General features: G+C 42.5%; 23 protein-coding genes. 18 read left to right on the top strand and 5 right to left on the bottom strand.

Translation table 11 applies throughout. The features are described from left to right. Positions 1-101 precede the first annotated feature (101 nt). A complete protein-coding gene (locus tag IGJ15_RS09265) occupies positions 102-2,021 on the top strand; it encodes a beta-glucoside-specific PTS transporter subunit IIABC (RefSeq protein ID WP_074535726.1) in 1,920 nt (639 codons plus the stop codon). 78 nt (positions 2,022-2,099) lie between these two features. On the opposite strand, the gene IGJ15_RS09260 is transcribed toward IGJ15_RS09265, so the two are convergent. Beyond that, the gene (locus IGJ15_RS09260) at positions 2,100-3,020 is read right to left on the bottom strand and encodes a MurR/RpiR family transcriptional regulator (protein WP_010748037.1); all 921 of its coding nucleotides are present in this window, start codon (positions 3,018-3,020) and stop codon (positions 2,100-2,102) included. A 260-nt stretch (positions 3,021-3,280) separates the two neighbouring features. On the opposite strand from IGJ15_RS09260, the gene IGJ15_RS09255 reads away from it, so the two are divergent. Together IGJ15_RS09255 and IGJ15_RS09250 are read left to right on the top strand one after the other, a co-directional pair. Further along, a complete protein-coding gene (locus IGJ15_RS09255) occupies positions 3,281-4,672 on the top strand; it encodes a 6-phospho-beta-glucosidase (protein ID WP_005225822.1) in 1,392 nt (463 codons plus the stop codon). Positions 4,673-4,692: 20 nt separating this feature from the next. Next, entirely contained in the window at positions 4,693-6,126 is a 1,434-nt protein-coding gene (locus IGJ15_RS09250; RefSeq protein WP_008378424.1) for a 6-phospho-beta-glucosidase, read from the top strand. Positions 6,127-6,361: 235 nt separating this feature from the next. Here IGJ15_RS09250 and IGJ15_RS09245 read toward each other — a convergent pair whose 3' ends face one another. Both IGJ15_RS09245 and IGJ15_RS09240 read right to left on the bottom strand, forming a co-directional pair. After that, positions 6,362-6,832, bottom strand: a complete 471-nt coding sequence (locus IGJ15_RS09245) for a glutathione peroxidase (RefSeq protein WP_010748038.1) — start codon at positions 6,830-6,832, stop codon at positions 6,362-6,364. 152 nt (positions 6,833-6,984) lie between these two features. After that, positions 6,985-8,370 carry an MATE family efflux transporter gene (locus tag IGJ15_RS09240; RefSeq protein ID WP_010748039.1) on the bottom strand — a complete coding sequence of 462 codons (1,386 nt, stop codon included), beginning with the start codon at positions 8,368-8,370 and terminating at the stop codon, positions 6,985-6,987. 185 nt (positions 8,371-8,555) lie between these two features. Between IGJ15_RS09240 and trxB the strand changes: the two genes are divergently transcribed. The 6 genes from trxB to thrB all read left to right on the top strand — a co-directional run bounded on the left by trxB (position 8,556) and on the right by thrB (position 15,198). Continuing rightward, positions 8,556-9,488: a thioredoxin-disulfide reductase gene (trxB, locus tag IGJ15_RS09235; RefSeq protein WP_010748040.1), complete on the top strand. Its 933-nt coding sequence runs from the start codon at positions 8,556-8,558 to the stop codon at positions 9,486-9,488. Between the two features lie 147 nt (positions 9,489-9,635). Further along, entirely contained in the window at positions 9,636-11,363 is a 1,728-nt protein-coding gene (locus IGJ15_RS09230; protein WP_005225827.1) for a phospho-sugar mutase, read from the top strand. Between the two features lie 247 nt (positions 11,364-11,610). Beyond that, positions 11,611-11,904 carry an ArsR/SmtB family transcription factor gene (locus IGJ15_RS09225; RefSeq protein ID WP_005225828.1) on the top strand — a complete coding sequence of 98 codons (294 nt, stop codon included), beginning with the start codon at positions 11,611-11,613 and terminating at the stop codon, positions 11,902-11,904. A gap of 116 nt (positions 11,905-12,020) precedes the next feature. Further along, positions 12,021-13,271, top strand: coding sequence for a homoserine dehydrogenase (locus tag IGJ15_RS09220; protein ID WP_010748041.1), 1,251 nt, complete (start codon positions 12,021-12,023; stop codon positions 13,269-13,271). 2 nt (positions 13,272-13,273) lie between these two features. Then, positions 13,274-14,332: a threonine synthase gene (thrC, locus tag IGJ15_RS09215; protein WP_010748042.1), complete on the top strand. Its 1,059-nt coding sequence runs from the start codon at positions 13,274-13,276 to the stop codon at positions 14,330-14,332. Then, a complete protein-coding gene (gene thrB, locus IGJ15_RS09210; protein WP_005225831.1) occupies positions 14,329-15,198 on the top strand; it encodes a homoserine kinase in 870 nt (289 codons plus the stop codon). Before thrC ends, thrB begins: the two co-directional genes overlap by 4 nt. An 81-nt stretch (positions 15,199-15,279) precedes the next feature. On the opposite strand, the gene IGJ15_RS09205 is transcribed toward thrB, so the two are convergent. Then, entirely contained in the window at positions 15,280-16,167 is an 888-nt protein-coding gene (locus IGJ15_RS09205) for a pyruvate, water dikinase regulatory protein (protein ID WP_010748043.1), read from the bottom strand. 95 nt (positions 16,168-16,262) lie between these two features. On the opposite strand from IGJ15_RS09205, the gene IGJ15_RS09200 reads away from it, so the two are divergent. From IGJ15_RS09200 to recO, 9 genes are all read left to right on the top strand, one after another. Next, complete coding sequence (locus IGJ15_RS09200; RefSeq protein ID WP_005225833.1) at positions 16,263-16,694, top strand: Fur family transcriptional regulator; 432 nt, start codon at positions 16,263-16,265, stop codon at positions 16,692-16,694. Positions 16,695-16,854: 160 nt separating this feature from the next. Continuing rightward, positions 16,855-17,031 (top strand): 30S ribosomal protein S21, encoded by a 177-nt coding sequence (rpsU, locus tag IGJ15_RS09195; RefSeq protein ID WP_002356740.1) that lies wholly within the window; start codon positions 16,855-16,857, stop codon positions 17,029-17,031. A 33-nt stretch (positions 17,032-17,064) separates the two neighbouring features. Next, positions 17,065-17,514, top strand: a complete 450-nt coding sequence (locus IGJ15_RS09190) for a GatB/YqeY domain-containing protein (RefSeq protein ID WP_005225841.1) — start codon at positions 17,065-17,067, stop codon at positions 17,512-17,514. A 171-nt stretch (positions 17,515-17,685) separates the two neighbouring features. Next, positions 17,686-18,660, top strand: coding sequence for a PhoH family protein (locus IGJ15_RS09185; RefSeq protein WP_010748044.1), 975 nt, complete (start codon positions 17,686-17,688; stop codon positions 18,658-18,660). 21 nt (positions 18,661-18,681) lie between these two features. Next, positions 18,682-20,883 carry an HD family phosphohydrolase gene (locus IGJ15_RS09180; RefSeq protein ID WP_010748045.1) on the top strand — a complete coding sequence of 734 codons (2,202 nt, stop codon included), beginning with the start codon at positions 18,682-18,684 and terminating at the stop codon, positions 20,881-20,883. Beyond that, positions 20,883-21,359 carry an rRNA maturation RNase YbeY gene (gene ybeY / locus IGJ15_RS09175; protein ID WP_430599027.1) on the top strand — a complete coding sequence of 159 codons (477 nt, stop codon included), beginning with the start codon at positions 20,883-20,885 and terminating at the stop codon, positions 21,357-21,359. The genes IGJ15_RS09180 and ybeY overlap by 1 nt, the downstream gene beginning before the upstream one ends. Continuing rightward, entirely contained in the window at positions 21,343-21,732 is a 390-nt protein-coding gene (locus IGJ15_RS09170) for a diacylglycerol kinase family protein (RefSeq protein WP_016610244.1), read from the top strand. The genes ybeY and IGJ15_RS09170 overlap by 17 nt, the downstream gene beginning before the upstream one ends. Positions 21,733-21,766: 34 nt before the next feature. Then, a complete protein-coding gene (era, locus tag IGJ15_RS09165; RefSeq protein ID WP_005225846.1) occupies positions 21,767-22,666 on the top strand; it encodes a GTPase Era in 900 nt (299 codons plus the stop codon). Positions 22,667-22,759: 93 nt separating this feature from the next. After that, positions 22,760-23,533, top strand: a complete 774-nt coding sequence (recO, locus tag IGJ15_RS09160; RefSeq protein WP_005225847.1) for a DNA repair protein RecO — start codon at positions 22,760-22,762, stop codon at positions 23,531-23,533. Here recO and IGJ15_RS09155 read toward each other — a convergent pair. Then, positions 23,527-24,333, bottom strand: coding sequence for an AraC family transcriptional regulator (locus tag IGJ15_RS09155; RefSeq protein ID WP_005225848.1), 807 nt, complete (start codon positions 24,331-24,333; stop codon positions 23,527-23,529). The two genes, recO and IGJ15_RS09155, sit on opposite strands and share 7 nt — an antisense overlap. Positions 24,334-24,368: the final 35 nt, after the last annotated feature.

Below are 24,368 nucleotides of genomic sequence, written 5' to 3'. Positions count from 1 at the left end.
GGCATCTGACCATGTAGCAAGAAATCAAAAAAAGAAAACATTTTGGATAGTGACATTCAGTTGGCTAAACCTTCAATACAAAAAAATTGGAGGAATCAAAAATGGGAAAATATCGTGAATTAGCAGAAAAAATCGTAGCAAATGTTGGTGGGAAAGAGAACATCAATAGCTTGACGCATTGTATCACACGCCTGCGTTTTAAATTAAAGGATGAAGGCGTCGCAAATGATGAAGTCTTAAAGAACATGGATGGGGTCGTGACGGTCATGAAGAGTGGCGGTCAATACCAGGTGGTTATCGGAAACCATGTACCTGATGTCTATGCAGAAGTGATCGATGTAGCAGGAATCAGTGGTGATGCTGAAGAAACAGCTTCAGGTGGCAACTTGTTTGATCGTTTGATCGATATTTTGAGCGGCTGCTTCCAACCCTTCTTAGGGGCTTTGTGTGCGGCGGGGATGATCAAAGGACTAAACGCACTGTTGCTTTTTATTGGTACAACAGGCTTGATCGATTATACAACGACGACTGGTACCTATGTGATGTTCAATGCGATCGGCGATTCGATCTTCATGTTTATGCCAGTGATTTTAGGATATACGTCAGCGAAAAAGTTTCGCTTAAATCCAATGGTGGGAATCGTGATCGGGTCAGCGCTTTGTTACCCAACAATTCAAGGATCTGCTTTGCAAGCCGCATTTCTTGCAGGCGCTGGCGAGGGAGCTGCTGCACCGTATAGCTTGTTAGGCTTGCCTGCGTACGAAACGTTTTTAGGAATTCCGTGGGTTGGCGCAACGTATACTAGCAGTGTGGTGCCGGTCATCTTTATCATTGCCTTTGCTGCGCAAGTTCAAAAATTTGCGAAAAAAATCATTCCTTCTGTTGTCCAAACGTTCTTAGTGCCGTTCTTGGTTCTCTTGATTGCATTGCCAATTGGGTTTTTGGTGATTGGACCTGTAATCAGTATGTTGACGGATCTTTTGAGCTCAGGATTTGAAGCGTTGATGGACTTCTCACCAGTTGCCTATGGCTTGTTGCTAGGTTTCTTCTGGCAAGTATTGGTTATTTTCGGTCTTCACTGGTCAGTCGTACCGTTACACATTATGCAAATCACGCAACTTGGTTATAGCCAGATTTTGGTAGCTACGTTTGGTGCCAGCTTTGCTCAAACTGCTGTAGTGATGGCGATGTACTTTAAACTGAAAGATAAAAAACTGAAAGCACTATGTCCACCAGCTATTATCTCAGGGCTTTTCGGTGTAACGGAGCCAGCGATTTATGGGATCACGTTACCGAAAAAAATGCCGTTCTTCTACTCAATGATCGGTGGTGCGGTCGCAGGTGCCTTCTTGATGATCAATGGAACAACGAGCTACACCTCTGGTGGGTTAGGGGTCTTTGGCATTTTCAACTATATCACTCCAGAAGGCGATGCTAGTGGCATGTGGTTCTCTGTCTTCGGAATCTTGATTGCTGCAGCGATTGGCTTTGGTTTGACCATGGCTTTCTGGAAAGATGATGCAGTGGAAGAAGAAATCGCAGAAGGACAACCAGCGATGACTGTTCGAAAAGAAGTGATCACTTCTCCAGTAGAAGGAACGATCGCGCCACTAAGCAGTGCCAAAGATGAAGCCTTTGCTCAAGGAGTGCTAGGAAAAGGCATCCTGATCCATCCATCAAAAGGCGAAGTTGTGGCTCCTTTTGATGGTACTGTGATGACATTGTTCCCAACCAAACATGCCATCGGGTTGATTTCTGAGAATGGTTTAGAACTTTTGATCCATATTGGTTTGGATACTGTTCAATTGAATGGTGAGTTCTTTGAAGCGCATGTGAAGCAAGGCGATAAAGTCACTCGTGGACAAAAATTGATCAGCTTTGATAAAGATGCATTGATCAAAGCAGGATTCAATATTGAGACCCCAGTGCTAGTGACCAACTCAGCGGATTATTTGGATATCATCGAGTCTGACAAACGAGAAGTTGGTTGTTCCGATGACTTGATCACGGCTTTAGTTTAGGAAATGTTTACTTGCAAAACAGCTATATAAGGATAAAAGCGATCGGTCGTGAAGGCTCGATCGCTTTTTGACAGTCATTTAATTGGGAAATAGTGAGTCTTTATAATGAAGGTTTTTATCATAGGTTGGTTCAGCGATTATCGTTGATGAAGTGGGGCGCTTATCATACGCCATCCCAATATCGATCAAATGCTGCAGATTTTTCTCATAGTGCTCCGAAAAGACGACTGCATACAACAAATCTAGCAAGTAGCAAACCGAGGTATTGATCGTAAAATTCGCAATCTTTGAATAAAGCCTTTCTCTTGTTGTGATATTTAAGACACAATCGCTTAATTTCGCTAACGCATTCTCGCCAATACTAGTCATCCCAATGATGGAGACCTGCCGTTCGGCAAGGATCTTACCGATTTCTTTAACCATTTTGTTTTCACCTGTGTAAGAAATCAAGATTGCGGTCGTATCGGAGGTACAGTTCGATGCCTCATAGGCACTTTCGCCGAAGGTATCACAGACGTGGATGCTTTTTCCTAAACGCCGCATCTTCAAAACAAAGTCTTGAGAAATCAAGGTGTTAGCATTGCTGGCGAAAATCCTGATATGGTTGGCATTGAGCAACGATTGTTTCGCTTTTTGTAATTCATCATGATGGATCAAGGATAGCGTATCTTCGATCGTTGTTTGTTCAAGCTTTGCCAACTTTTTGGCGATGGTCATAATGCCGTCATGGGAAGAGAAGGGAAAGTTCGCATCCACATCGGTAAAATGGCTGCTCATATAAGTTTGCTCTTCCACAAAGGCCGTTTTTAAGTCGAGCCAACCATTGAAGCCTAATTTTTTTGCGATCCGAATAAAAGTAGAAGGATGAACGTAGGTTTTTTCAGACAATTCCTTGATGGTTTGATCCGCCATCGCAGTCGGGTTGGCTAATAAATAATCGATCAACGATCGTTCCGCTGGTGCTAATTTGATTTGGCGCATTTTTTCTTGTAACAACATGGTATGTATGCTCCTTTTTACATTTTTTTAAGATTATTTGTAAATGGTTTTTACAGAAATTCGTTTTTATTCAGTACCTAGCGAATCGTTTACATCCTAATTATTCCTTATTTGATGCTCTTTGTAAATCTTTTTTACAAAACACCTGCAAGAAGAAGCGAGATTTGCAAACGCTTTTTCTAAATAGGCTATTTACATTGAATCAAATGTTTTTATGAATGATAATAAGAATGTAAATAAAATAGCAAAGGAGCAATACAATGACAAAAGGAATTAAAATTGCAACCATTGGTGGCGGCAGCAGCTATACCCCGGAGTTAATGGAAGGCTTTATCAAACGCTATGAAGAATTGCCGATTCGTGAGATTTGGCTAGTAGATATCGAAGCAGGAAAAGAAAAATTAGCAATCGTTGGTGCGATGGCACAACGGATGTGGGATGCGTCACCCTACGATGTAAAAATCCACATGACATTGGATCGAGAAGAAGCATTAAAAGATGCTGATTTCGTTACGACTCAATTCCGAGTAGGATTGCTGAATGCCCGTATCAAAGATGAACGAATTCCTGCTTATTACGGCATGATTGGTCAAGAAACCAACGGCCCTGGTGGTATGTTCAAGGCGTTTCGTACGGTTCCAATCATTCTTGAAATCGTTGAAGATATGAAACGCTTGTGTCCCGATGCCTGGTTGATCAACTTTGCGAATCCAAGCGGTATGGTGACTGAAGCAATCGTGCGTTACGGAAAATGGGACAAAGTCATCGGGTTGTGTAACGTGCCTGTCATGGCAACGATGGTTGAACCTGCGTTGCTTGGCAAAGAACCTGACGAATTGATTTACAAATTTGCAGGATTGAACCACTTCCACTGGCACAAAGTTACCGACTCACACGGCAATGACGTTACGATGGACATTATTGATAAAATGTATGAAGAAGACAATGGCTTACCGAAGAATATCTTTGATGTACCATTTTACAAAGAACAGCTGGAACAAATGAAGATGATTCCTTGCGGGTATCACCGTTATTACTATCGTCAAGAAGAAATGTTGAATCATGCGATCGAAGAGTACAAGACTGTCGGTACACGCGCACAGCAAGTAAAGCAAACCGAAGCCGAATTGTTTGAGTTGTACAAAGATCCTGAATTGGATCATAAACCTGAACAGCTGCAAAAACGTGGTGGTGCTTACTACTCAGATGCAGCGTGTGAAACGATTGCTTCCATTTATGCTAATAAAAATACCCAAATCGTCGTTTCAACCAAAAATGAAGGCGCCGTTCCAGATCTTCCTGCCGATTGCGTAGTCGAAGTAACAGCTTACGTTGGCGGACAAGGGGCTAGAAATGTTGCCTTTGGTGAGTTACCGACAGCTGAAAAAGGTTGGTTACAGGTAATGAAAGCAATGGAATTATTAACGATCGAAGCAGCTGTGACGGGGGATTACAATATCGCATTACAAGCCTTCACCATCAACCCATTGGTTCCATCAGGTGATACGGCAAAACGTGTCATGGACGAACTGTTTATTGCCCACAAAGATCACTTGCCTAAATTTAAGGAAACGATCGCACGTCTTGAAAAAGAAGGCGTAGAAGTACAAGATGAAGTAGCCCGCGAACTTGATCGCGAACTAGTTAAATAAAGAGAAAGTAGGAAAGAAACATGGCATTTAGAAAAGACTTTTTATGGGGCGGCGCAACAGCTGCCAATCAATGTGAAGGAGGCTACCAAGAAGGCGGACGCGGCTTGGCAAACGTTGACGTGGTACCGATCGGCAAAGATCGTTTTCCAGTCATTACTGGTCAAATGAAAATGTTCGATTTTGATGACGAACATTTCTACCCAGCAAAAGAAGCGATCGATATGTATCATCGCTACAAAGAAGACATCGCGCTATTTGGCGAAATGGGCTTTAAAACCTACCGTTTGTCGATCGCTTGGAGTCGGATTTTCCCTAAAGGGGATGAAACAGAACCAAATGAAGACGGCTTGAAGTTCTATGAAGATCTTTTCAAAGAATGCCACAAATATGGGATCGAACCATTAGTAACGATCACTCACTTTGATTGCCCAATGCATTTAGTTGAAAAATACGGGGCATGGCGTTCTCGTGAATTGGTCGGATTCTATGAAAACTTGTGTAACGTGATTTTCAACCGTTACAAAGGATTAGTAAAATACTGGTTGACCTTCAATGAAATCAACATGATTCTCCATGCGCCATTTATGGGAGCAGGTCTTTACTTTGAAGAAGGCGATAACGTTGAGCAAGTGAAATACCAAGCGGCTCACCATGAGCTATTGGCCTCTGCGATCGCAACGAAAATCGCTCATGAAGTCGATCCTGAGAACAAAGTAGGCTGTATGTTAGCTGCTGGCGCATACTATCCATATACAAGCAAACCAGAAGATGTCTGGGAATCACGCAAAGCAGATCGCGAAAACTATTTTTTTATTGATGTTCAATCACGTGGGGAATATCCACAATATGCGCTGAAAGAAATGGAACGCAATGGGATCGAAATCAAAATGGAAGAAGGCGACCTTGAGCTGTTGAAAGCTCACACCGTAGACTTTATTTCCTTCTCTTACTATTCTTCCCGCGTATCAACCACGGACGCTGAATTATTAGAACAAACGGCTGGCAATATTTTTGCCTCTGTGAAAAACCCATACTTGGAAGCAAGTGAGTGGGGGTGGCAGATTGATCCACTTGGTTTGCGCATCACAATGAATGACATTTATGATCGCTACCAAAAACCATTGTTCATCGTTGAAAACGGCTTAGGAGCTGTGGATACACCAGATGCAGATGGCTATGTGGAAGATGACTACCGGATCCAATACTTGGCAGAGCATATTCAAGCAATGAAAGATGCGGTTGAACAAGATGGTGTCGACTTATTGGGTTACACGACTTGGGGTTGTATCGATTTAGTTTCAGCTGGAACAGGTGAAATGAAAAAACGCTATGGTTTCATTTATGTGGACCGTGACAATGAAGGAAACGGCACCTTGAAACGAACAAAGAAAAAATCATTTGATTGGTACAAACAAGTGATTGCTTCAAACGGTGAAGATTTATCGAATAACTAATTATAAGAAGCTGCAGTTGATCCCTTAGAGAAATCTAAGTAGATCGACTGCAGTTTTTTTAAAGTCTTTTTAAAAACTATTATCACGAATGATTTCTATAAGTAGAAATGGCTGCTCCGAGATTATTGATAACCGACAATGAGAGTGCTGTAAAAGGCTTGCGTTGCAGCAATTACAAAAAAAGGCGACCTTAAGCATGACATGTTTTGTCCTTAAGGTCGCCTTTATCCATTTTTTAAAGAACTTTTTCAATTTCTGGAATCATTTTTTGAGGATTGGTTTGTGGAGCAAAACGCTCCACGACTTTACCTTGGCGGTCCACCAAGAATTTCGTGAAATTCCATTTAATGGCTTTGCCTAGTGTACCCGGTGCTTCTTCTTCCAAATAGCGAAACAAGGGATCGGCGTCTTTGCCATTGATCACCGTTAACTTGTGCATCGGAAAATCAACACCATAGGTGGTTCGGCAAGCGGCTGCGGCTTCTTCGGCTGAGCCGACTTCTTGTTTGAACTGGTCAGAAGGAAACCCTAGAACGACCAACCCTTGGTCTTTATAGGTTTCATAAAGACTTTGTAATTCTTTGAACTGCGGGCTCAACCCGCACTTTGTAGCTGTATTGACGATCACCAGCGGTTGACCTTCGTAGTTTGCTAGCGAATAAGTTTCGCCGTTTTCTAATGTTGCTTGGTAGTCATAGATTGACATAGCAAACGCTCCTTTTAATGTAAATCATAGTCAATAGCTTCTGAGATAAGTATAGAGCAAAGTCTTCAAAAAAACCAAGCGAACTTCTTGGTGCATTTTATTTCTTATAAAAAACAAAAAATCCAGCGGCCATTGGGACCACTGGACTCTTATTATGCTTCTGGTAAGACTTCAGGTTCTGCTTCTTGTGGATGAACGACAGATTTAGTTTTCCATACCCCAGAATGCCAGCGATAGATCATTAAGACACTGCGCAATGCTTCGTCAATGGCATAAGCGATCCAAACGCCGATCAAGCCAAATTTAAAGACGATGGCAAGTGAGTACGAAAACGGTAAGCTGATGACCCATAGAACAATTAGGCTGCAGATCAATGGGAACTTCACATCACCACTTGCATTTAATGAACCAACTAGGATCATATTGACTGCACGCGCTGTTTCTAAGACGATCTCTACTAAAAAGACACCTTTAGCAATCTCGATTACTTCGGTATTGGAAGTAAAGATCCCCATGATCGGTTCAATAAATAGATAGGTCAATAAGCAGATCGTTACCGAGGCGATGATCCCGATCACCATCGTGCGCATGCCTCGCTGATGCGCGCGATCGAATTCACCCGCACCGACATTGCGGCCAATCATGATTTGGTTTCCTTGACTTAATGCGGAGGCGATCAAATAAACAAATTGGGTGATAGCTGTTACGTAAGATTTTGCAATCAAGACACTTGCGCCAAGTTGCGCCACGATCATCGTCACCACGACTTGCGCTCCTTGATAGGAAAGAGACTCGCCAGAAGAAGGCAATCCGTAAGTCAAAATGTTTTTCATCACGCCCCAAGAGACATTCGAGAAACGGGCAGATAAAACAGAAAAATTCACATGTTTCTTCAGCAACATGGCGGCAATTAGTAAACCGATCGAATTACCAAAGACGCTAGAAAATGCCAATCCAGTCACACCGAAATTCGGTAAACCAAAGGGGCTGTATAAGACAAAGTAATTGCCAATGACGGCTAGGATACTAGCAAACATCGGTACCAATAACGCAGGTTTTGTGAAACTGTGGCTACGCATGACAGCAATTATGACCGCCGTGATCGATGAAAGGAACAGACTTCCGCCATACACTTGTAAGTATCCATGACCTAAAGCAACTAATTCAGCATCTAAGCCCATGAATCGCAAAAGGTAGGTTGAGCCGAAAAGGAACATCAAGCTGATCAAAATCCCGATGAACAATGACCCAAAAAGAGCGGTATTGATGACTTTCGGTATCTGGTCGCGTTTTTTCGCACCAATCAATTGTGCGATAATGATCTGAGTACCCACGGTGATGAAACCGTAAATAAAGACCGTTAAATTCAATAGTTGATTGGCAGCACTGACGGCCGCTACTGCTGGCTCGGAGTAATGAGAAATCATCCAAACGTTGACATTCCCAATAACGACCCGCAAAAATAGCTCAACAAAAATTGGCCAGCTGAGAAAAATCAGTTCACGGTCTGATTTTCCTAAAAGTTTTTTCTTATTCAATTGTAAGGACTCCTTATTTTCTATATAATAGACGTATCGTGAAAATTTTACAAAAATTGAAAAGAAAGTCAATGTAATTTTCAAAAGTAAAAGCAGGAATATCTTATTATTTTTTGTAAGCAGATGAGTTGAAAGAATTTGCTTTTGAAAGTAAAGTATGGGTAGTCCAAATTGGAGGGAAATATATGTATGATGTAATTATCATCGGCGCAGGCCCTGCGGGGATGACAGCAGCGCTTTATGCGTCAAGATCGAATTTATCAGTACTAATGATTGAACGAGGAGCACCTGGCGGACAAATGAACAATACGGCTGAGGTTGAAAACTATCCTGGCTTCGAATCAATCTTAGGCCCTGAATTAGCATTTAAAATGTATGAAGGTGCCATTAAATTTGGTGTTGAAAATGCCTATGGGATCGTTCAAAGCATCACGGATCAAGGTGAGTTCAAAGAAGTTGCCACCGAAGACAAAACCTATCAAGGGAAAACAGTCATCATTGCCACAGGATGTGTACATAGAAAGTTAGGCGTCAAAGGCGAAGAAGAATTCGCAGGACGCGGTGTTTCATACTGTGCGGTTTGTGACGGTGCCTTTTTCCGTAACAAACGCTTGATCGTTGTTGGTGGAGGCGACTCGGCAGTCGAAGAAGCTATCTACTTAACGCAATTTGCTTCTGAAGTATCGATCGTTCACCGTCGTGACGAATTACGAGCACAAAAAATCATCCAAGACCGCGCATTTGCCAACGAGAAAATCTCTTTTATTTGGGATTCTGTTGTAGAAGAAATCAAAGGCAATGAAATGGTCGTAACTGGCGTGCAAATCAGAAACGTAAAAACGGATGAAGTGACAGAAGAAGCTGCTGGCGGTGTCTTTATCTATGTTGGTTTAGATCCGTTGACAGAACCATTCAAAGCTAGCGGTATCACGAATGATGCTGGCTGGATCTTAACAAATGATCAGATGGAAACTTCAATTCCTGGTGTTTACGCGATTGGCGATGTTCGTGAAAAAGGCTTGCGTCAAATCACAACGGCAGTCGGCGATGGCAGTATTGCTGGTCAACAAGTGTTTGATTTTATTGAAACACAAAAGGATGCGCAATTAACAAAATAATCTAATGGAATTAGCTGTTATTTTTAAAGTGTCAATCACTTTTGATAGCAGCTTTTTTTATTTTTCGTTTGGTTATTCTTTGAGAAATCTGTAAGTAGTGTTATACTAATTTTAGAGCATTTTAACGGAAAAAGGAGAGGTTATTTTATGGCATGGGAACAAACATTTAATCAATGGAAAAACAGTGAACACTTAGATCCACAATTAAAAGAACAATTGACCGCATTAGAAGCAGATCCTGCGATGTTAGAAGACGCTTTTTATATGCCTTTGGAATTTGGGACTGCTGGCATGCGAGGGATTTTAGGACCTGGTATCAATCGGATGAACATTTATACGATTCGTCAAGCAACGGAAGGCTTGGCTCGCTTTATGGATACACAAGATCCCGAAACAAGACGTCGTGGCGTAGCGATTGCCTATGATTCCCGTCATTTTTCACCTGAGTTCGCGATGGAAGCAGCAAAAACATTGGCAAAACATGATATTCCAGCCTTCGTCTTTGAAAGCTTACGTCCGACGCCAGAATTATCTTTTGCTGTGCGTTACTTAAAAACTTTTACTGGAATCATGATCACTGCTTCTCACAATCCAGCCGAATACAATGGCTACAAAGTATATGGGGAAGATGGTGGGCAAATGCCACCAGCAGATGCGGATGCATTGACAAAATTTGTTCGGGAAATTGAAAATCCGTTGGAGATTCCTGTATTAAGTGAAGAAGAAGCCAAAAACAGCGGCTTGATCTCTATTATTGGCGAAGAAATCGATACTGCCTATCTGAAAGAAATCAAAGAAGTCACGATCGATCAAGAATTGATCGATACGGTGGGCAAAGATTTGAAACTTGTCTATACACCACTTCACGGAACAGGGCGGATGCTTGGCGAGAAAGCGTTGAAACAAGCTGGTTTCCAACAATTCATTATTGAACCCTCTCAAGCGGTTGCTGATCCAAACTTCAGCACAGTAAAATCACCGAATCCAGAAGAGCACTCTGCCTTTGAATATGCGATTGCTTTAGGTGAAAAAGAAGGTGCTGACTTATTGATCGCAACAGATCCAGATGCCGATCGCTTAGGGGCTGCAGTAAGAATGCCAGATGGCAACTACCAAGTCTTGACAGGTAACCAGTTAGGTGCATTGATGATCCGTTACATTTTAGAAGCCCATAAAACAGCTGGAACATTGCCAGAAAATGCAGCAGTCTTAAAATCGATCGTTTCTAGTGAATTGCCAACAGCGATCGCTAAAGCCTACGATGTTGATATGATCAATGTTTTAACTGGCTTTAAATTTATTGCCGAAAAAATCCAACAATTTGAAAAAGACCATTCTCAAACTTTCATGTTTGGCTTTGAAGAAAGCTATGGCTACTTAGTTAAACCATTTGTACGGGACAAGGACGCGATCCAAGCGCTCGTTTTATTAGCAGAAGTGGCTGCTTTTTACAAACAATCAGACAAAACATTGTATGATGGTCTGCAAGATATTTTTGAAGAGTACGGCTACTATGCAGAAAAAACGATTTCTGTAACGATGAGCGGCATGGAAGGGGCAACTAAGATTGCTGCCTTGATGAAGACTTTCCGTGAAAAAGCACCTTCCGTCTTCGCAGGAACCCCTGTCGTGCAAACAGAAGACTTTAAATTGTTGACTCGTGTGGGCTTAGATGGTCACCAACAAAAAATGACCACACCGCCTTCTGATGTTTTGAAATACACCTTGGAAGATGAAAGCTGGATTGCTGTTCGTCCTTCTGGGACCGAACCTAAAATCAAGTTTTATATTGGTGTAAAAGGCGATACGGCAGAAGCAGCAGAACAAAAAATTGCTGATCTGCAAGCAGCGATCGAAGAAATCACAGGTGAATAAAGTCATCTGATGTCTTCATAATCAAAAAAATTGCAATTGACTGAATGATCCGAGTGGTAGAAAAAGAAGCTTTCGCTTCCCTCAGCAAACAGGTGTTGAGGGACCGAAGCTTCTAAAGGGAATTTTCTGACGCTTGGATCTATTCTTGTCTTTTAGCTCGTTTCTTCTCCTTGATCGTCGAGCATTGATTGACAAGCTGTCTATCAAGGGCTAAAATGCAAAAGGAAATAAGAGAGGATGTGGCGCGATGACTACGCCGAAACTAGAAGAAATTCAGCAAGTAACACAGATTTTTAAAATGCTTAGTGATCCCACTAGACTAAAAATTTTGTTGTCTCTTCAAGAAGGAGAGCGCAATGTCACTTCGATTGCAGAACAAGTACATATGGAACAATCAGCAGTTTCTCATCAGCTGAAACTTTTGAAAGATAATCGGATCGTAAAGTCGGAAAGACAAGGAAAAACCATCCTTTATAGTCTTGATGACAAACATGTTGTGGATATTTTGCAAAAAACATTCGAACATATCCATCACCGTTAAAACTAGGGCGAGAATTTCTCAAAAGTCCTAGTTTTTTCTTATTGTTTTTGGTATGCTAGTGGAAATATTAAAATTAGATGAACGGTTTTTAATAACGTTTTCAGTTAGGGGGCATTATGGGTAAGCAATTGAACATTGGATTATTAGGAATGGGTGTTGTCGGCAGCGGGGTATGCCAAGTGTTGGCAGAGCAAAAAGAAGCCATTCTGGCACGCACAGGAGTCAGTGTGCAAATCACGAAAGCATTAGCTTCGCCTTACGAGGATAAGTCTGCGTTAGCGGCTAAGTACGGGTTTGCGTTGACGAATGAGGCAAATGAGTTGTTTGAAGATGAGACCATCGACGTAATTGTGGAATTGATCGGGAAGATCGATCCGGCAAAAGCGTTTATTTCAGCTGCTTTAGAAAATAAGAAGCACGTTGTGACGGCAAATAAAGACTTGATTGCCACCCATGGACCTGAACTGCTGGCAATCGCTGAAAAAGCCGGGGTGTCTCTTTATTATGAAGCCAGCGTGGGTGGTGGCATTCCGATCTTGCGTACATTGAGCACCCACTATCTGCCTGATACCATCACAGGGATTTTTGGCATCGTCAATGGGACGACCAATTATATGCTGACGAAAATGACGGAAGATGGCATGACCTATGAAGATGCTTTGTCACAAGCACAAGCAAAAGGTTTTGCCGAATCAGATCCTACTAATGATGTTGACGGTATCGATGCGGCTTATAAAATGGTGATCCTGACCAAATTTGCTTTTGGAAAAACGATCCATGTTGCTGATGTGGCAACAAAAGGCATCCGCGGCTTAGCTGTGGCAGATATTAAGCAGGCACAAGCCTTTGGTTATGAAGTGAAGTTGATCGGTGCAGCACAAAAGACAGTTGACGGTTCCCTTACTGTGTCAGTTGGACCTGTATTAGTGCCGAAAAACCATGCGTTAGCGACGATCCAAAACGAGTTTAATGGCATTTTTATCGAGAGTGAAGGCATCGATCAATCAATGGTTTATGGACCAGGAGCAGGATCACGACCGACGGCCACCAGCGTGGTAGCGGATTTGACCGTTTTAGCAAAAAATAAAAGCTTTGGGATCGTTGAACCTTTTCTAACTTTTGAAAAAGAAACAGCATTAGCAGCTGTAGAAGAAGTCCCTAGCCAGCATTATGTGTCTTTTTCAAGTCAAGAGATCAAAGGGAACGCTCTTCCAGAATGGTTTGCGTTTGAGCAAACGGTGTTCAACGAAGCAGACCAACGAATAGCTGGAATCACCAATCCAATGAGCGAAAAAGAGTTAACAGAAAAACTCGCAACTTATACCGATGCACAAGACATACAAATAATGAAAGTGATGGAGGAATAAACATGTATCAAGGATTATTGCATCAATACAAGGAATATCTGCCAGTCAACGAAAATACACCAGTATTGTCGCTGGCTGAAGGCAACACGCCGTTGATTCCCTTACCAAGCCTTTCCAAGGAATTAGGGATTCAATTGTATGGAAAATACGAAGGGCTGAATCCGACAGGCTCTTTTAAAGACCGAGGGATGGTCATGGCGGTGGCAAAAGCGGTGGAAGAAGGTGCCAAAGCAATCGTCTGTGCATCGACAGGAAATACCAGTGCGGCAGCAGCAGCTTATGCGACCAGAGCGGGGATCAAAGCCTATGTTGTTATTCCAGATGGCAAGATCGCTATGGGAAAATTGGCGCAAGCAATCGTTTATGGAGCCGACATCATTTCGATCCCAGGAAACTTTGATGAAGCGTTAAAAGCAGTACGAGATATTGCAGAAACCGAAGCCGTGGCGCTAGTAAACTCAGTCAATCCTTATCGTTTAGAAGGACAAAAAACAGCGGCCTTTGAAGTATGCGAACAATTAGGACAAGCACCGGATGTTCTTGCGATTCCTGTCGGTAATGCAGGGAATATCTCGGCATATTGGAAAGGGTTCAAAGAATGGCATGAGAAAAAAGGCACCGCGTTGCCAAGAATGCATGGGTTTGAAGCTGAAGGTGCTGCTGCGATCGTCCGTGGTGAAGTCATCGAACAACCAGAAACGATTGCTACAGCGATTCGGATCGGCAATCCAGCCAGCTGGCAGTTGGCAGAAGCCGCTCGTGATGAATCAAATGGACACATCGATGCAGTAACCGATGAGGAAATTTTGAATGCTTACCGTAAAATTGCTGCGCAAGATGGTGTGTTTATTGAACCAGGCTCAGCTGCCTCGCTGGCTGGTGTCATCCAGCACGTGAAAGCAGGTAAAATCAAACCAGGTGAGACTGTCGTTGCCGTCTTTACTGGAAATGGTCTGAAGGATCCTAATACAGCTATCAAAGCGACAGAAGTAACCATCAATAAGATGAGTGATTTAGAAGAAATGCGTCAGCATCTTCGTGAAGGAGTTGCCAATCTATGAAGATCCGCGTTCCTGCAACCAGTGCGAACTTAGGGCCTGGTTTTGATTCCTGCGGGATTGCCCTGTCAAAGTATTTGTTCATTGAAGTTTTAAAAGAAAACGATACGTGGGAAATCATCCATGAGCTAGGTTCAGAGATCCCAACGGATGAAACCAACTTGCTTTTGCGTGTGGCATTGAAATTAGCACCAAACATGAAGCCTTTGAAGATTCGTATGAGTTCGGACATTCCTTTGGCACGAGGCTTAGGCAGCAGTTCCTCGGTGATCGTCGCCGGGATTGAACTAGCCAACCGCATGGCCCACATGAATCTGAGTGCAGCACAAAAGCTTGAGATCGCAACTGCCATCGAAGGGCATCCTGACAACGTTGGACCAGCAATTTATGGAGATTTTGCGGTTGCTGCTTACGACCATCAGCACAAGCATACGTATTTAGTCAAGCATCATTTTCCAGAGTGCGAGATCATTGCCTATATTCCTCATGAAGAACTGTTGACTGAAGCAAGTCGTCAAGTCTTGCCGCAGACCCTTTCTCACGAGCAAGCTGTCGAAGCCAGTGCGATCGCCAACGTGATGATCGCAGCGGTCATCAATGGCAATCTGCCTCTTGCAGGAAAATTGATGCAGCAGGATCGTTTTCATGAAGCCTATCGGGAAAAGCTTGTACCGCACTTGTCGACCATTCGCCAAATCTGCGAAGAAGAAGGCGGCTATGGCTGTTTCTTAAGCGGCGCAGGTCCTACGGTCTTAGCGATCGTCCCAGAGGAACGGGCAGAACGAATCTCAAAACTTTTGCACGCCTTGGAGAGCAATGCGTATATTGAACAATTGCAAATCGATCGTGAAGGGCTGCAAGTGTTCTAAAAGAGAATAATAAATGAGCCACAGACCAAAAACGGTGAGCAGAAGATTTTCTGCTCACCGTTTTTCATTGCTTCATCGAGGTTAGTCTTTCGTTTCTGACGTGTAATAACTATGATCTTCTAAGTTTAATGCATTTAAAATCATAGAGGCGGTTTCTTCGATGGAAAGAGAAGCGACATTGATCACGACACAGCCTAGTTTCTCGTAAAGATCATTGGCAAACGTCAGCTCCGCTTTGATTTTTTCTATATCGGAATACGCAGAATCTGGGTTCAAGCCGTAGGAGCGCATCCGTTCTTTGCGAATACTGTTTAACACATTCGGATCGTTTGTTAGCCCGACGATTTTTTTCGGATCGATTTCCCAGAGCTGTTTTGGGATGTGGGCTTGCGGTACTAAAGGCAGGTTAGCAACTTTTAAATTTTTGTTTGCTAGAAATAGACTCAAAGGCGTTTTTGACGTCCGAGAAACCCCTAGTAACACGACATCTGCTTCCAAGAAGCCACGAGGGTCTTTCCCATCATCGTACATAACCGCAAATTCCATGGCTTTGATGCGTTTGAAATAATTTTCGTTTAAGTGGTGCAAAGCCCCTGGCTCTCGTGAAGGTGCTACGCCAGTTCGTCGTTCTACTTCACTTACTGGAGGGGTCAATACGTCGAAATGGTAAAGGTCAGCTTCTTCACAAAAATGATTCGTCAAATCCACAAGTTCTTCTTTGATCAAGGTATGAAGAATAATGGCGTTGTGTTTTTTTGCATCAGACAAAGCTTTGATCAAATGCTCTTTTGTGTGGATAAACGTGCGTCTAAAAAGGTTAAATTCGACGCTGGGGTATTGGGCCATTGTCGCTTGTGCAAGCTTTGATGCCGTTTCGCCGGCAGAGTCCGACAACACGAACATCGTCACTGCGGCACTGGTTTGCAATTTTTCTTGCAAGTCTGGTTGTTCAGGTTCAGTTGGCTTCATAAGAAAAATCCTCTCTTGCTTTTTTATTGATTTCATTATACCATACTTAAGATCGATAGAATCGGAATGATTTTGATTTATCAGGAGGGCCTACGATGAAAAATCAAACACTTATTGAGCATGCCATGACTACATTGAAAGAAAATGGCTTTAAATACACCAAAAAAAGAGAAGCGATCATCACCTATTTAGTGAAACGCAATCGCTATTTGCCAGCCAAGGAAATTCATGAATACATGTCAGAAAAGTATCCTGGCTTGAGCTATGATACGATCTACCGTAATCTGCATGATTTTTCTGAGATCGGTATTTTAGAAGAAACAGAGCTGAACGGGGAGATGAAGTTTCGCTATAACTGCTGTGCAGAATTAGAGGACCATCATCACCATCACTTTATTTGCACGGTTTGTGGCAAAACAAAAGAACTGCATATTTGCCCGATGGACTTCTTCCAAGAACAGCTTCCTGGCTGCTTGATCGAGGGACATCGCTTCGAGATTTTGGGCCGTTGTGAAGAATGTCAATGAAAACCCAAACAAACTTGATGGGATCGAAGACTTTTTTAACAGAATGCCTTGACACTTTTTCAGGGGTTAGCTATAATTTTTAAAGGACAGTCGTGTTTTTTGGGATTTTATTTCAATAACAACTACGGTTACTTTTTAAGCTCGGAGGGAGGGAATTTACATGTCAAAAACAGTCGTTCGCAAAAACGAATCACTTGACGATGCTCTTCGTCGCTTCAAACGTTCCGTGTCAAAAGCGGGTACTTTACAGGAATCTCGTAAACGTGAATTTTACGAAAAACCTAGCGTAAAGCGTAAGAAAAAATCTGAAGCAGCTAGAAAACGCAAAAAATTCTAATTTTCTACTGTTTTGAGAATTGGAGCTGGTAGTGTGACACTACTAAGTACACTGAATGATGACATGAAGACAGCGATGAAAGCCAAAGACAAGGAAACCTTGCAGGTGATCCGCATGTTGAAAGCATCAATTCAAAATGAGCAGATCAAAAAAGGTTCTGACTTGAATGAAGAAGAAGAGTTGACCGTTTTGTCTCGTGAGATGAAACAGCGTCGTGATTCTTTAAATGAGTTTGAGAAAGCTGACCGAAATGATCTAGCAGAGAAAGTCAAAGTTGAAATTGCAGTTGTTGAAAAATATTTGCCAGCACAACTCGATGAAGCGGAAATCCGCCAAATCGTCGCTGGAGCGATTGAAAAGACTGGTGCTTCTTCTTCCAAAGAATTTGGAAAAGTGATGGGTGCTGTAATGCCACAAGTTAAAGGCAAAGCAGACGGCAATCAAGTCAATGCGATCGTTAAAGAATTATTGGATCAAATGTAAGCTCACGCCGCAAGTATGGATGACATGCTTGCGGCTTTTTTTTCTGATTTCGAAAACTTAAAAAAAGCATAAGGACAAGGGGAAACGACTGTTGTGCTTGATAAGTAATTTTTCTTTTTTCCATCTTATGTTATTATTAATAAGAACGCCAAAAAAGGAGCTGTAACATATTTGACAGACAAAACAATAACGATCGAGATAACACTTAGTGAAAACGATGACGTTCGTTTATTATTAGGTGCCCACGATAAGAACATCAAAATTATTGAAGACTCCACAGAAACGGTCATTCACACTCGTGGTGAGCTGATCCAAATCGTAGGAGAAACTGAAGCCGCTGAAAAGGCACAATCCGTGATTCGGGCTTTGCAAGAGTTGATCAAACGAGGCATCAATATCAGTACCCCTGATGTGATCACTGCGTTGAATATGGTGAATAAGGGCAGTCTTGATTATTTCAAAGATATGTATGAAGAAGAGATCATCAAAGACCGTAACGGCAAACCGATCCGAGCGAAAAATGCTGGGCAAAAAAAATATATCGAAGCCGTCCGTAAACATGATGTAGTGTTTGGTGTCGGCCCCGCTGGAACCGGAAAGACCTTCTTAGCAGTCGTAATGGCAATTGCAGCTTTAAAGAAAGGCCAAGTGCAAAAAATCATTTTGACACGTCCCGCCGTTGAAGCAGGAGAAAATCTTGGTTTCCTACCAGGAGACTTGAAAGAAAAAGTCGATCCTTACTTACGCCCCGTTTATGATGCGTTGTATCAAATTTTTGGGATGGATCATACGAACCGTCTCATGGAACGAGGCGTCATTGAGATCGCACCATTGGCATATATGCGTGGACGTACGCTAGAAGATGCCTTTGTCATTTTAGATGAAGCGCAAAATACGACGATCGCTCAAATGAAAATGTTTTTGACCCGTTTAGGATTCAACTCTAAAATGATCGTCAATGGCGATACCAGCCAGATCGATTTGCCAAAAGGGACTTTAAGCGGCTTGATCCACGCCGAACGGACGTTACAAGAGATCCCTAAAATTGCTTTTGCTAATTTTGAAGCAGGAGATGTCGTGCGGCATCCAGTTGTTGCCGAGATCATTCGCGCATATGAAGAAGCAGATCTTAAAGACAAGCGCTGATCGTCTTTTAGGAGGAGAACTATGATCATTCAACCACTACGGAAATTTAGAGAAAGACTTGGGAAATTCTATCTACCAGTTTTGATGTTCCTTTTCTTTCTTTTTTCGATTGGTATCATGTACACCAGCGTCAAACAAAACAATGTCGATTATAGCGAAGGTCAAGTGGCGGAAGAAAATATCCGTGCCAATAAAACGATCGAAAATACCGCTGCGACGGAACAAAAGCGTAAACTGGCTGCCGAAGCTGTACCACCAGAGTACACGTATCAGGATACACTGGCGCAAACGCAGCATGATCGTATCGATCATTTATTTGACTTAGTTGCTTCAGTCAAAAAATCAGTGGATGAAGCCCATGAAAAAAAAGTGGCTGAGGCCGATGAGGATGAAAATATCCCTAAACCTAGTACAGATGAATATATCGCAGCCTTAAAACAAGAATTTGAAAAAATGAGTGATGATGAACTGGATTTTTATCAGTCATTTACCAATAATTTTTTGACGACGATGTTCTCATTAAGTGATGATGAATTAAATACAGTGCGTACCTATGCGCTACAATTAGTTGATGAACAAATGGCGAAACAGATCCGCCAAACGGAATTAAGTACGTTTCGTTCTGAGGCGGAAGATAAGATCCAGTTCTTAGATGTTAGCTCAGACATGGCTTCTGTCTTACGTTTCTTAGTCAATCAAGGAATCGTCGTGAACGATATCCCAAATGAAAAACGGACAGAAGAAGCACGGCAAACCGCCATGGATGCTGTTCCTCCAGTGATGATTTATCAAGGAGAGATCATTGTCCGTGAGGGCTCGCAGATCGATGCTAATGCCCTAGAGAAGCTGCAGCTTTTAGGAATGACTAATCAGACCTTTTCTGTTTTTCCATTGATCGCTTTAGTGTTAGCAACAGTCTTACAGATGCTGATGGTGTTTTATTACACGAAACAGACGAAAGACGTGGAAAAACGGATGAATGCGGTCACGTTTTATATTTTGGCAATGGCATTCAGTATTTTGATCATGAAGTTTTTCCAACTTTTCCAATCTGAATTAGTGACCTTTATCCCACTGTTTTTCCCAGCTGCGTTTACACCGTTGATCCTGAGTATTTTCTCCAGCCGTCGTTTGGGGATTTTGTCTGCGATTTTCCAAGTAATCAGTGCACTCTTTATTTACTTTGATTCTAGCGGAACCAACTTGTTGACGACCGTCTTAGTCACCTATTTGTTCTCTGGCTTGATGGGAACGATGATCAAGCGCGCCCGCATCGCTAGTCAAGGGAAAACGGCAGTAGCGTGGGTGATCGTCTTTCCGCTCTTACTGAGTTTTGTGCTGGTGATTTTCCAAGGAATGGATTTTGCTCGCGGGAACACTTGGACCACGATCATTTGTGGTTTAGCAGGCTCTCTCTTAAGCTATTTGCTAACGATGGGACTACATCCTTACATCGAATTGTTGGTGACGGATGAGAGTATGATCGTGTTAAATGAATTGAGTAACCCGAATCATCCATTGTTAAAACAGTTGCTGGAAGAAGCGCCAGGAACGTATCATCACAGTATGATGGTTGCTAATCTTAGTGCCAATGCCGTTGCCGAAATCGGCGGGCAAAGCTTACTGACTCGTGTGGCTTGTTATTACCATGATATCGGCAAGGTCAAACATGCCAATTTCTTCGTAGAAAATCTACCTGCTGGTGCCGAAAACCCGCATAATTTCTTGTTGCCTGAAGACAGCAAACAAATCATCTTCGGTCACGTGATCGATGGGGCGGAAATTCTCGAAGAAGCCAAAATGCCGCGCATGGTGATCGACATTTGTCGTCAACACCATGGCACGACCTTGATGCGTTATTTCTACGTGAAAGCCAAAGAGCGTAATCCCGAGGTGACGGAAGAAGATTTCCGTTATCCTGGTCCAAAACCGCAAACACGAGAAGCTGGCGTTGTGAGTATCGCGGATAGTTGTGAAGCAGCTGTTCGAGCGATGGAAAATCCAACAAATCAAAAGATTCAAGAATTTGTTGCAAATCTCATCAATGATCGGATCTTAGACGGTCAACTGGATGAAACAGGCCTGACTTTGAAAGAAATCCGAATGATTGAAAAATCACTGGTCAACGGACTTTGCAGTACCTTCCATTCACGGATCAAATATCCAAAAATGAAGTCGGAAGCAGAGAAAATGAAAGAAGAACAAGAAAGAAGAGAGCGCTAATGGAGATTACCTTTTTAGATGAGACAAATTCAGTGGGGGAAACCAAGATCAAAGAGATCGAAGGACTGCTGCAATTTGCTGCAGGACATTTAGAACTTCCAGAGGATACTGAAATGTCCGTCACATTTATGGACAATGCGGCGATCCAAGAAATTAATCGGGAGTACCGCGGCAAAGATATACCAACGGATGTCATCAGTTTTGCCTTTGAAGAAGAAACAGACGAAGAGCTGTCGATCATTTTTGACGAAGCCCTTGAAGAGCTGCCGCGTGATCTTGGAGATATTATGATCTCCATTGAACGAGCGAAAGAACAAGCTGCTGAATACGGGCACACCTATGATCGGGAGCTAGGTTTCTTGGCGTTACATGGTTTCTTGCATATCAATGGCTATGATCATATGACACCTGAAGATGAAAAGGAAATGTTTGGATTGCAAAAGGAAATACTGGATGCCTATGGACTCAAAAGATAAGAATATTGGGAAAAACAAACAATTTATTTCGTCGATCGAATTTGCTTTCACTGGTATAAAAACCGTCTTTAAAGAGGAACGCAATATGCGTAAACATGTTGCACTAGGAATCGTTGCGATCATTGCAGGCTTTATTTTCCGTTTGAGTCAAATGGAATGGCTCTGGTTGCTGCTAGCTGTTTTCTTAGTCTGGATCGTTGAGATCATCAACACCGTCTTTGAAAACGTCGTAGATATGTTTACAGATTTCCATTTCCATCCTATCGGAAAAAAAATCAAAGATATGGCAGCTGGTGCCGTGCTGATGACCGCAGTTTTTGCGTTAGTCGTCGCAGCGATCATCTTCTTGCCAAAATTGCTGCAGCTCTTCTGATGCGCACCAAAACACAAGATAAAGGGGAACAACAATGACAACACACAAATCAGGCTTCGTTGCGATCGTCGGGCGGCCAAATGTTGGGAAATCAACACTACTAAATCGAGTCGTAGGACAAAAAATCGCGATCATGAGTGACAAAGCGCAAACGACCCGTAACAAAATCCAAGGGGTCTACACGACGGATGACGCACAGCTGATCTTTATCGATACACCAGGGATCCATAAACCCAAACACCGTTTAGGCGATTTTATGGTTGAAACCGCCTATAGTGCACTGCGAGAAGTTGACGTGACGCTATTTATGATCAGTGCGGACCAAAAGCGTGGCAAGGGCGATGATTTTATTATCGAACGATTGCGCCAAAGTCAGACACCGGTTTTCCTCGTGATCAATAAAATTGATAAAGTCCATCCAGATGCCTTATTGGCAATTATTGAAGACTACTCCTCACAAATGGACTTTGCTGAGATCGTACCGATTTCCGCAACAGAAGGCAATAATTTCGAAACGTTAATGAAGCTACTGATCGATGAAATGCCAGAAGGACCTCAGTACTTCCCAGAGGATCAAATCACGGATCATCCAGAATACTTTATCGTCTCCGAATTGGTGCGGGAAAAAGTCTTGCTACTGACCAGAGATGAAGTACCTCACTCAGTAGCAGTCGTCGTTGACTCTATGAAACGAGACCACAATGACAAGGTGCATATTCAAGCGACGATCATTGTCGAACGTGACAGTCAAAAAGGCATTATCATTGGTAAAGGCGGAAAAATGCTGAAACAGATCGGTACGAAAGCTCGTTTAGACATTGAACACTTGTTAGATGACAAAGTCTTCTTGGAATTATGGGTAAAAGTGCAAAAAGATTGGCGCGACAAGCAAACCTTCTTAACGGACTATGGCTATCGCAAAGATGAGTATTGATGACATGCAGATAAAACATGATCTGTTTTAATGAGGAAAAACTGATGCAGTCAGCGAACTGGATCAGTTTTTTTAAAGAAATGGGGTGCGACGATGAATCTTGTTGAAACAAAAGGAATCTTACTTTTTTCAAAAGACCATAAAGAAAAAGACAAGCTAGTCAAAATCTTTACGGAATCTGCTGGGAAGCAAATGTTTTATGTCAAGGGTGCCCATCGGAAAAATAACCCCTTGGCACCAGCGCTGCTCTCCTATACTGAAGCCACCTACATGGGAACCATCAAAACGGAAGGCTTGTCCTTTTTAAACAATGCCAAAGACATCCATCCTTTTCGTACGATCCAAAGTGATATTTTTATTGCTGGTTATGCAACCTACTTATTGAATTTGGCTGATTCTGCTATTGATGATCGGGTCTATGACCCACATCTATACCAATTTTTACATGAGGCCTTGCAATTAATGGATCAAGAAAACGACGCAGAGATCATCACCAATATCTTTGAGATCCAGATTTTGCACCGTTTCGGGATCACCCCGAATTGGACCCATTGTGCGATCTGCGGAAAAACCGACGGTCGGTTTGACTATTCCTCAAAATATAGCGGTATTTTATGTGAACAGCACTGGGGGATGGACGAACGTCGTTATCATGCTGATTCTCGTGCGATCCATTTTATTCGCTTATTTTCGCAAATATCCTACGAGCAGATTGCTTCAATCAAATTAAAGCCAGAAACGAAAGCCGCGATCCGACGAGTGATTGATTTGTTATATGATGAATATGTGGGCATTCATTTAAAAAGTAAGAAGTTTATCGATCAGATGGGGCAATGGCAAGACGTCTTAAAACCGAAAAATCAATGATAGAGTTGGCGAAACTTCAATGGAGTTAAGCCGACTCTTTTTTTGAATAATGCAGTAAAGTGACTTGCATCTTGAAACCCCACGGCGAAGGCAGCTTGTTGAATGGGCAGATCTGGCTGTGCCACCAAAAGCTCTTTGGCTCGGGTCATGCGGTAGTTCAATAAATATTGTGCAGTAGATTGCCCCAAAAAACGTTGGAACAAACGTGAGAGATACTGTGGTGACACATAGACGAGCCCTGCTAGTTCTTTGATCGTGATCGCCTGATCGTAATTCGTTTCGATTTCTTGTATAACGGGAACCAGATATTGTTGGAACAGCGGGTGTTTTTCTGTTGGATTCCCTGAGCGTTCTTGCATGATCGCCAATAAAAAGCGGTAACATTCGCTAGAAGCCCGTAGCGGGTCCCAACTGATTTGTTGGTCTTCTTTGATCCGTTGATTGATCCAGGTGACATAAGAAAAGGTTTCTGACTCTTCAGCTAATATATAGGGCTGATTCGTGTACTGCTTTAACACCTCAGCTGCCAAAGGGCCTTGGAATGTGGCGAAGGATGTTTTCCAGTTAGTCAATGGATAATAGCGATGGGGCGTAAAAGGAAAAATCAAAATGCCTTCATTCGGACGTAAGATAAACGATTCCTGACCAAATGTGATTCGGCCTTCCCCTTGCTCGGTTTGCAGCCAATGGAAGTAGGGATAGCCATCAGGACGAGCGACGTCATCTTGCGCCCAATCGTTGCCGATGCTTTCCAGAGATAAAGGCAGCTGCTGATTGGTTTGATAAAAGTAGATAGGCATAGTGTACCTCCGTGTTTCGAAAAGTTATAAAATAG

Origin of the sequence: Enterococcus sp. AZ079 (assembly GCF_050547255.1) — a bacterium.
Classification (GTDB): Bacteria; Bacillota; Bacilli; order Lactobacillales; family Enterococcaceae; genus Enterococcus_D; species Enterococcus_D casseliflavus.
This window is presented reverse-complemented; position numbering and strand designations above follow the sequence as displayed.

Coding starts and splice junctions, on each gene's coding strand:
- IGJ15_RS09265 (WP_074535726.1), top strand. CDS start 102: ATGGGAAAATATCGTGAATTAGCAGAAAAAATCGTAGCAAATGTTGGT.
- IGJ15_RS09260 (WP_010748037.1), bottom strand. CDS start 3,020: ATGTTGTTACAAGAAAAAATGCGCCAAATCAAATTAGCACCAGCGGAA.
- IGJ15_RS09255 (WP_005225822.1), top strand. CDS start 3,281: ATGACAAAAGGAATTAAAATTGCAACCATTGGTGGCGGCAGCAGCTAT.
- IGJ15_RS09250 (WP_008378424.1), top strand. CDS start 4,693: ATGGCATTTAGAAAAGACTTTTTATGGGGCGGCGCAACAGCTGCCAAT.
- IGJ15_RS09245 (WP_010748038.1), bottom strand. CDS start 6,832: ATGTCAATCTATGACTACCAAGCAACATTAGAAAACGGCGAAACTTAT.
- trxB (WP_010748040.1), top strand. CDS start 8,556: ATGTATGATGTAATTATCATCGGCGCAGGCCCTGCGGGGATGACAGCA.
- IGJ15_RS09230 (WP_005225827.1), top strand. CDS start 9,636: ATGGCATGGGAACAAACATTTAATCAATGGAAAAACAGTGAACACTTA.
- IGJ15_RS09225 (WP_005225828.1), top strand. CDS start 11,611: ATGACTACGCCGAAACTAGAAGAAATTCAGCAAGTAACACAGATTTTT.
- IGJ15_RS09220 (WP_010748041.1), top strand. CDS start 12,021: ATGGGTAAGCAATTGAACATTGGATTATTAGGAATGGGTGTTGTCGGC.
- thrC (WP_010748042.1), top strand. CDS start 13,274: ATGTATCAAGGATTATTGCATCAATACAAGGAATATCTGCCAGTCAAC.
- thrB (WP_005225831.1), top strand. CDS start 14,329: ATGAAGATCCGCGTTCCTGCAACCAGTGCGAACTTAGGGCCTGGTTTT.
- IGJ15_RS09205 (WP_010748043.1), bottom strand. CDS start 16,167: ATGAAGCCAACTGAACCTGAACAACCAGACTTGCAAGAAAAATTGCAA.
- IGJ15_RS09200 (WP_005225833.1), top strand. CDS start 16,263: ATGAAAAATCAAACACTTATTGAGCATGCCATGACTACATTGAAAGAA.
- rpsU (WP_002356740.1), top strand. CDS start 16,855: ATGTCAAAAACAGTCGTTCGCAAAAACGAATCACTTGACGATGCTCTT.
- IGJ15_RS09180 (WP_010748045.1), top strand. CDS start 18,682: ATGATCATTCAACCACTACGGAAATTTAGAGAAAGACTTGGGAAATTC.
- ybeY (WP_430599027.1), top strand. CDS start 20,883: ATGGAGATTACCTTTTTAGATGAGACAAATTCAGTGGGGGAAACCAAG.
- IGJ15_RS09170 (WP_016610244.1), top strand. CDS start 21,343: ATGGACTCAAAAGATAAGAATATTGGGAAAAACAAACAATTTATTTCG.
- era (WP_005225846.1), top strand. CDS start 21,767: ATGACAACACACAAATCAGGCTTCGTTGCGATCGTCGGGCGGCCAAAT.
- recO (WP_005225847.1), top strand. CDS start 22,760: ATGAATCTTGTTGAAACAAAAGGAATCTTACTTTTTTCAAAAGACCAT.
- IGJ15_RS09155 (WP_005225848.1), bottom strand. CDS start 24,333: ATGCCTATCTACTTTTATCAAACCAATCAGCAGCTGCCTTTATCTCTG.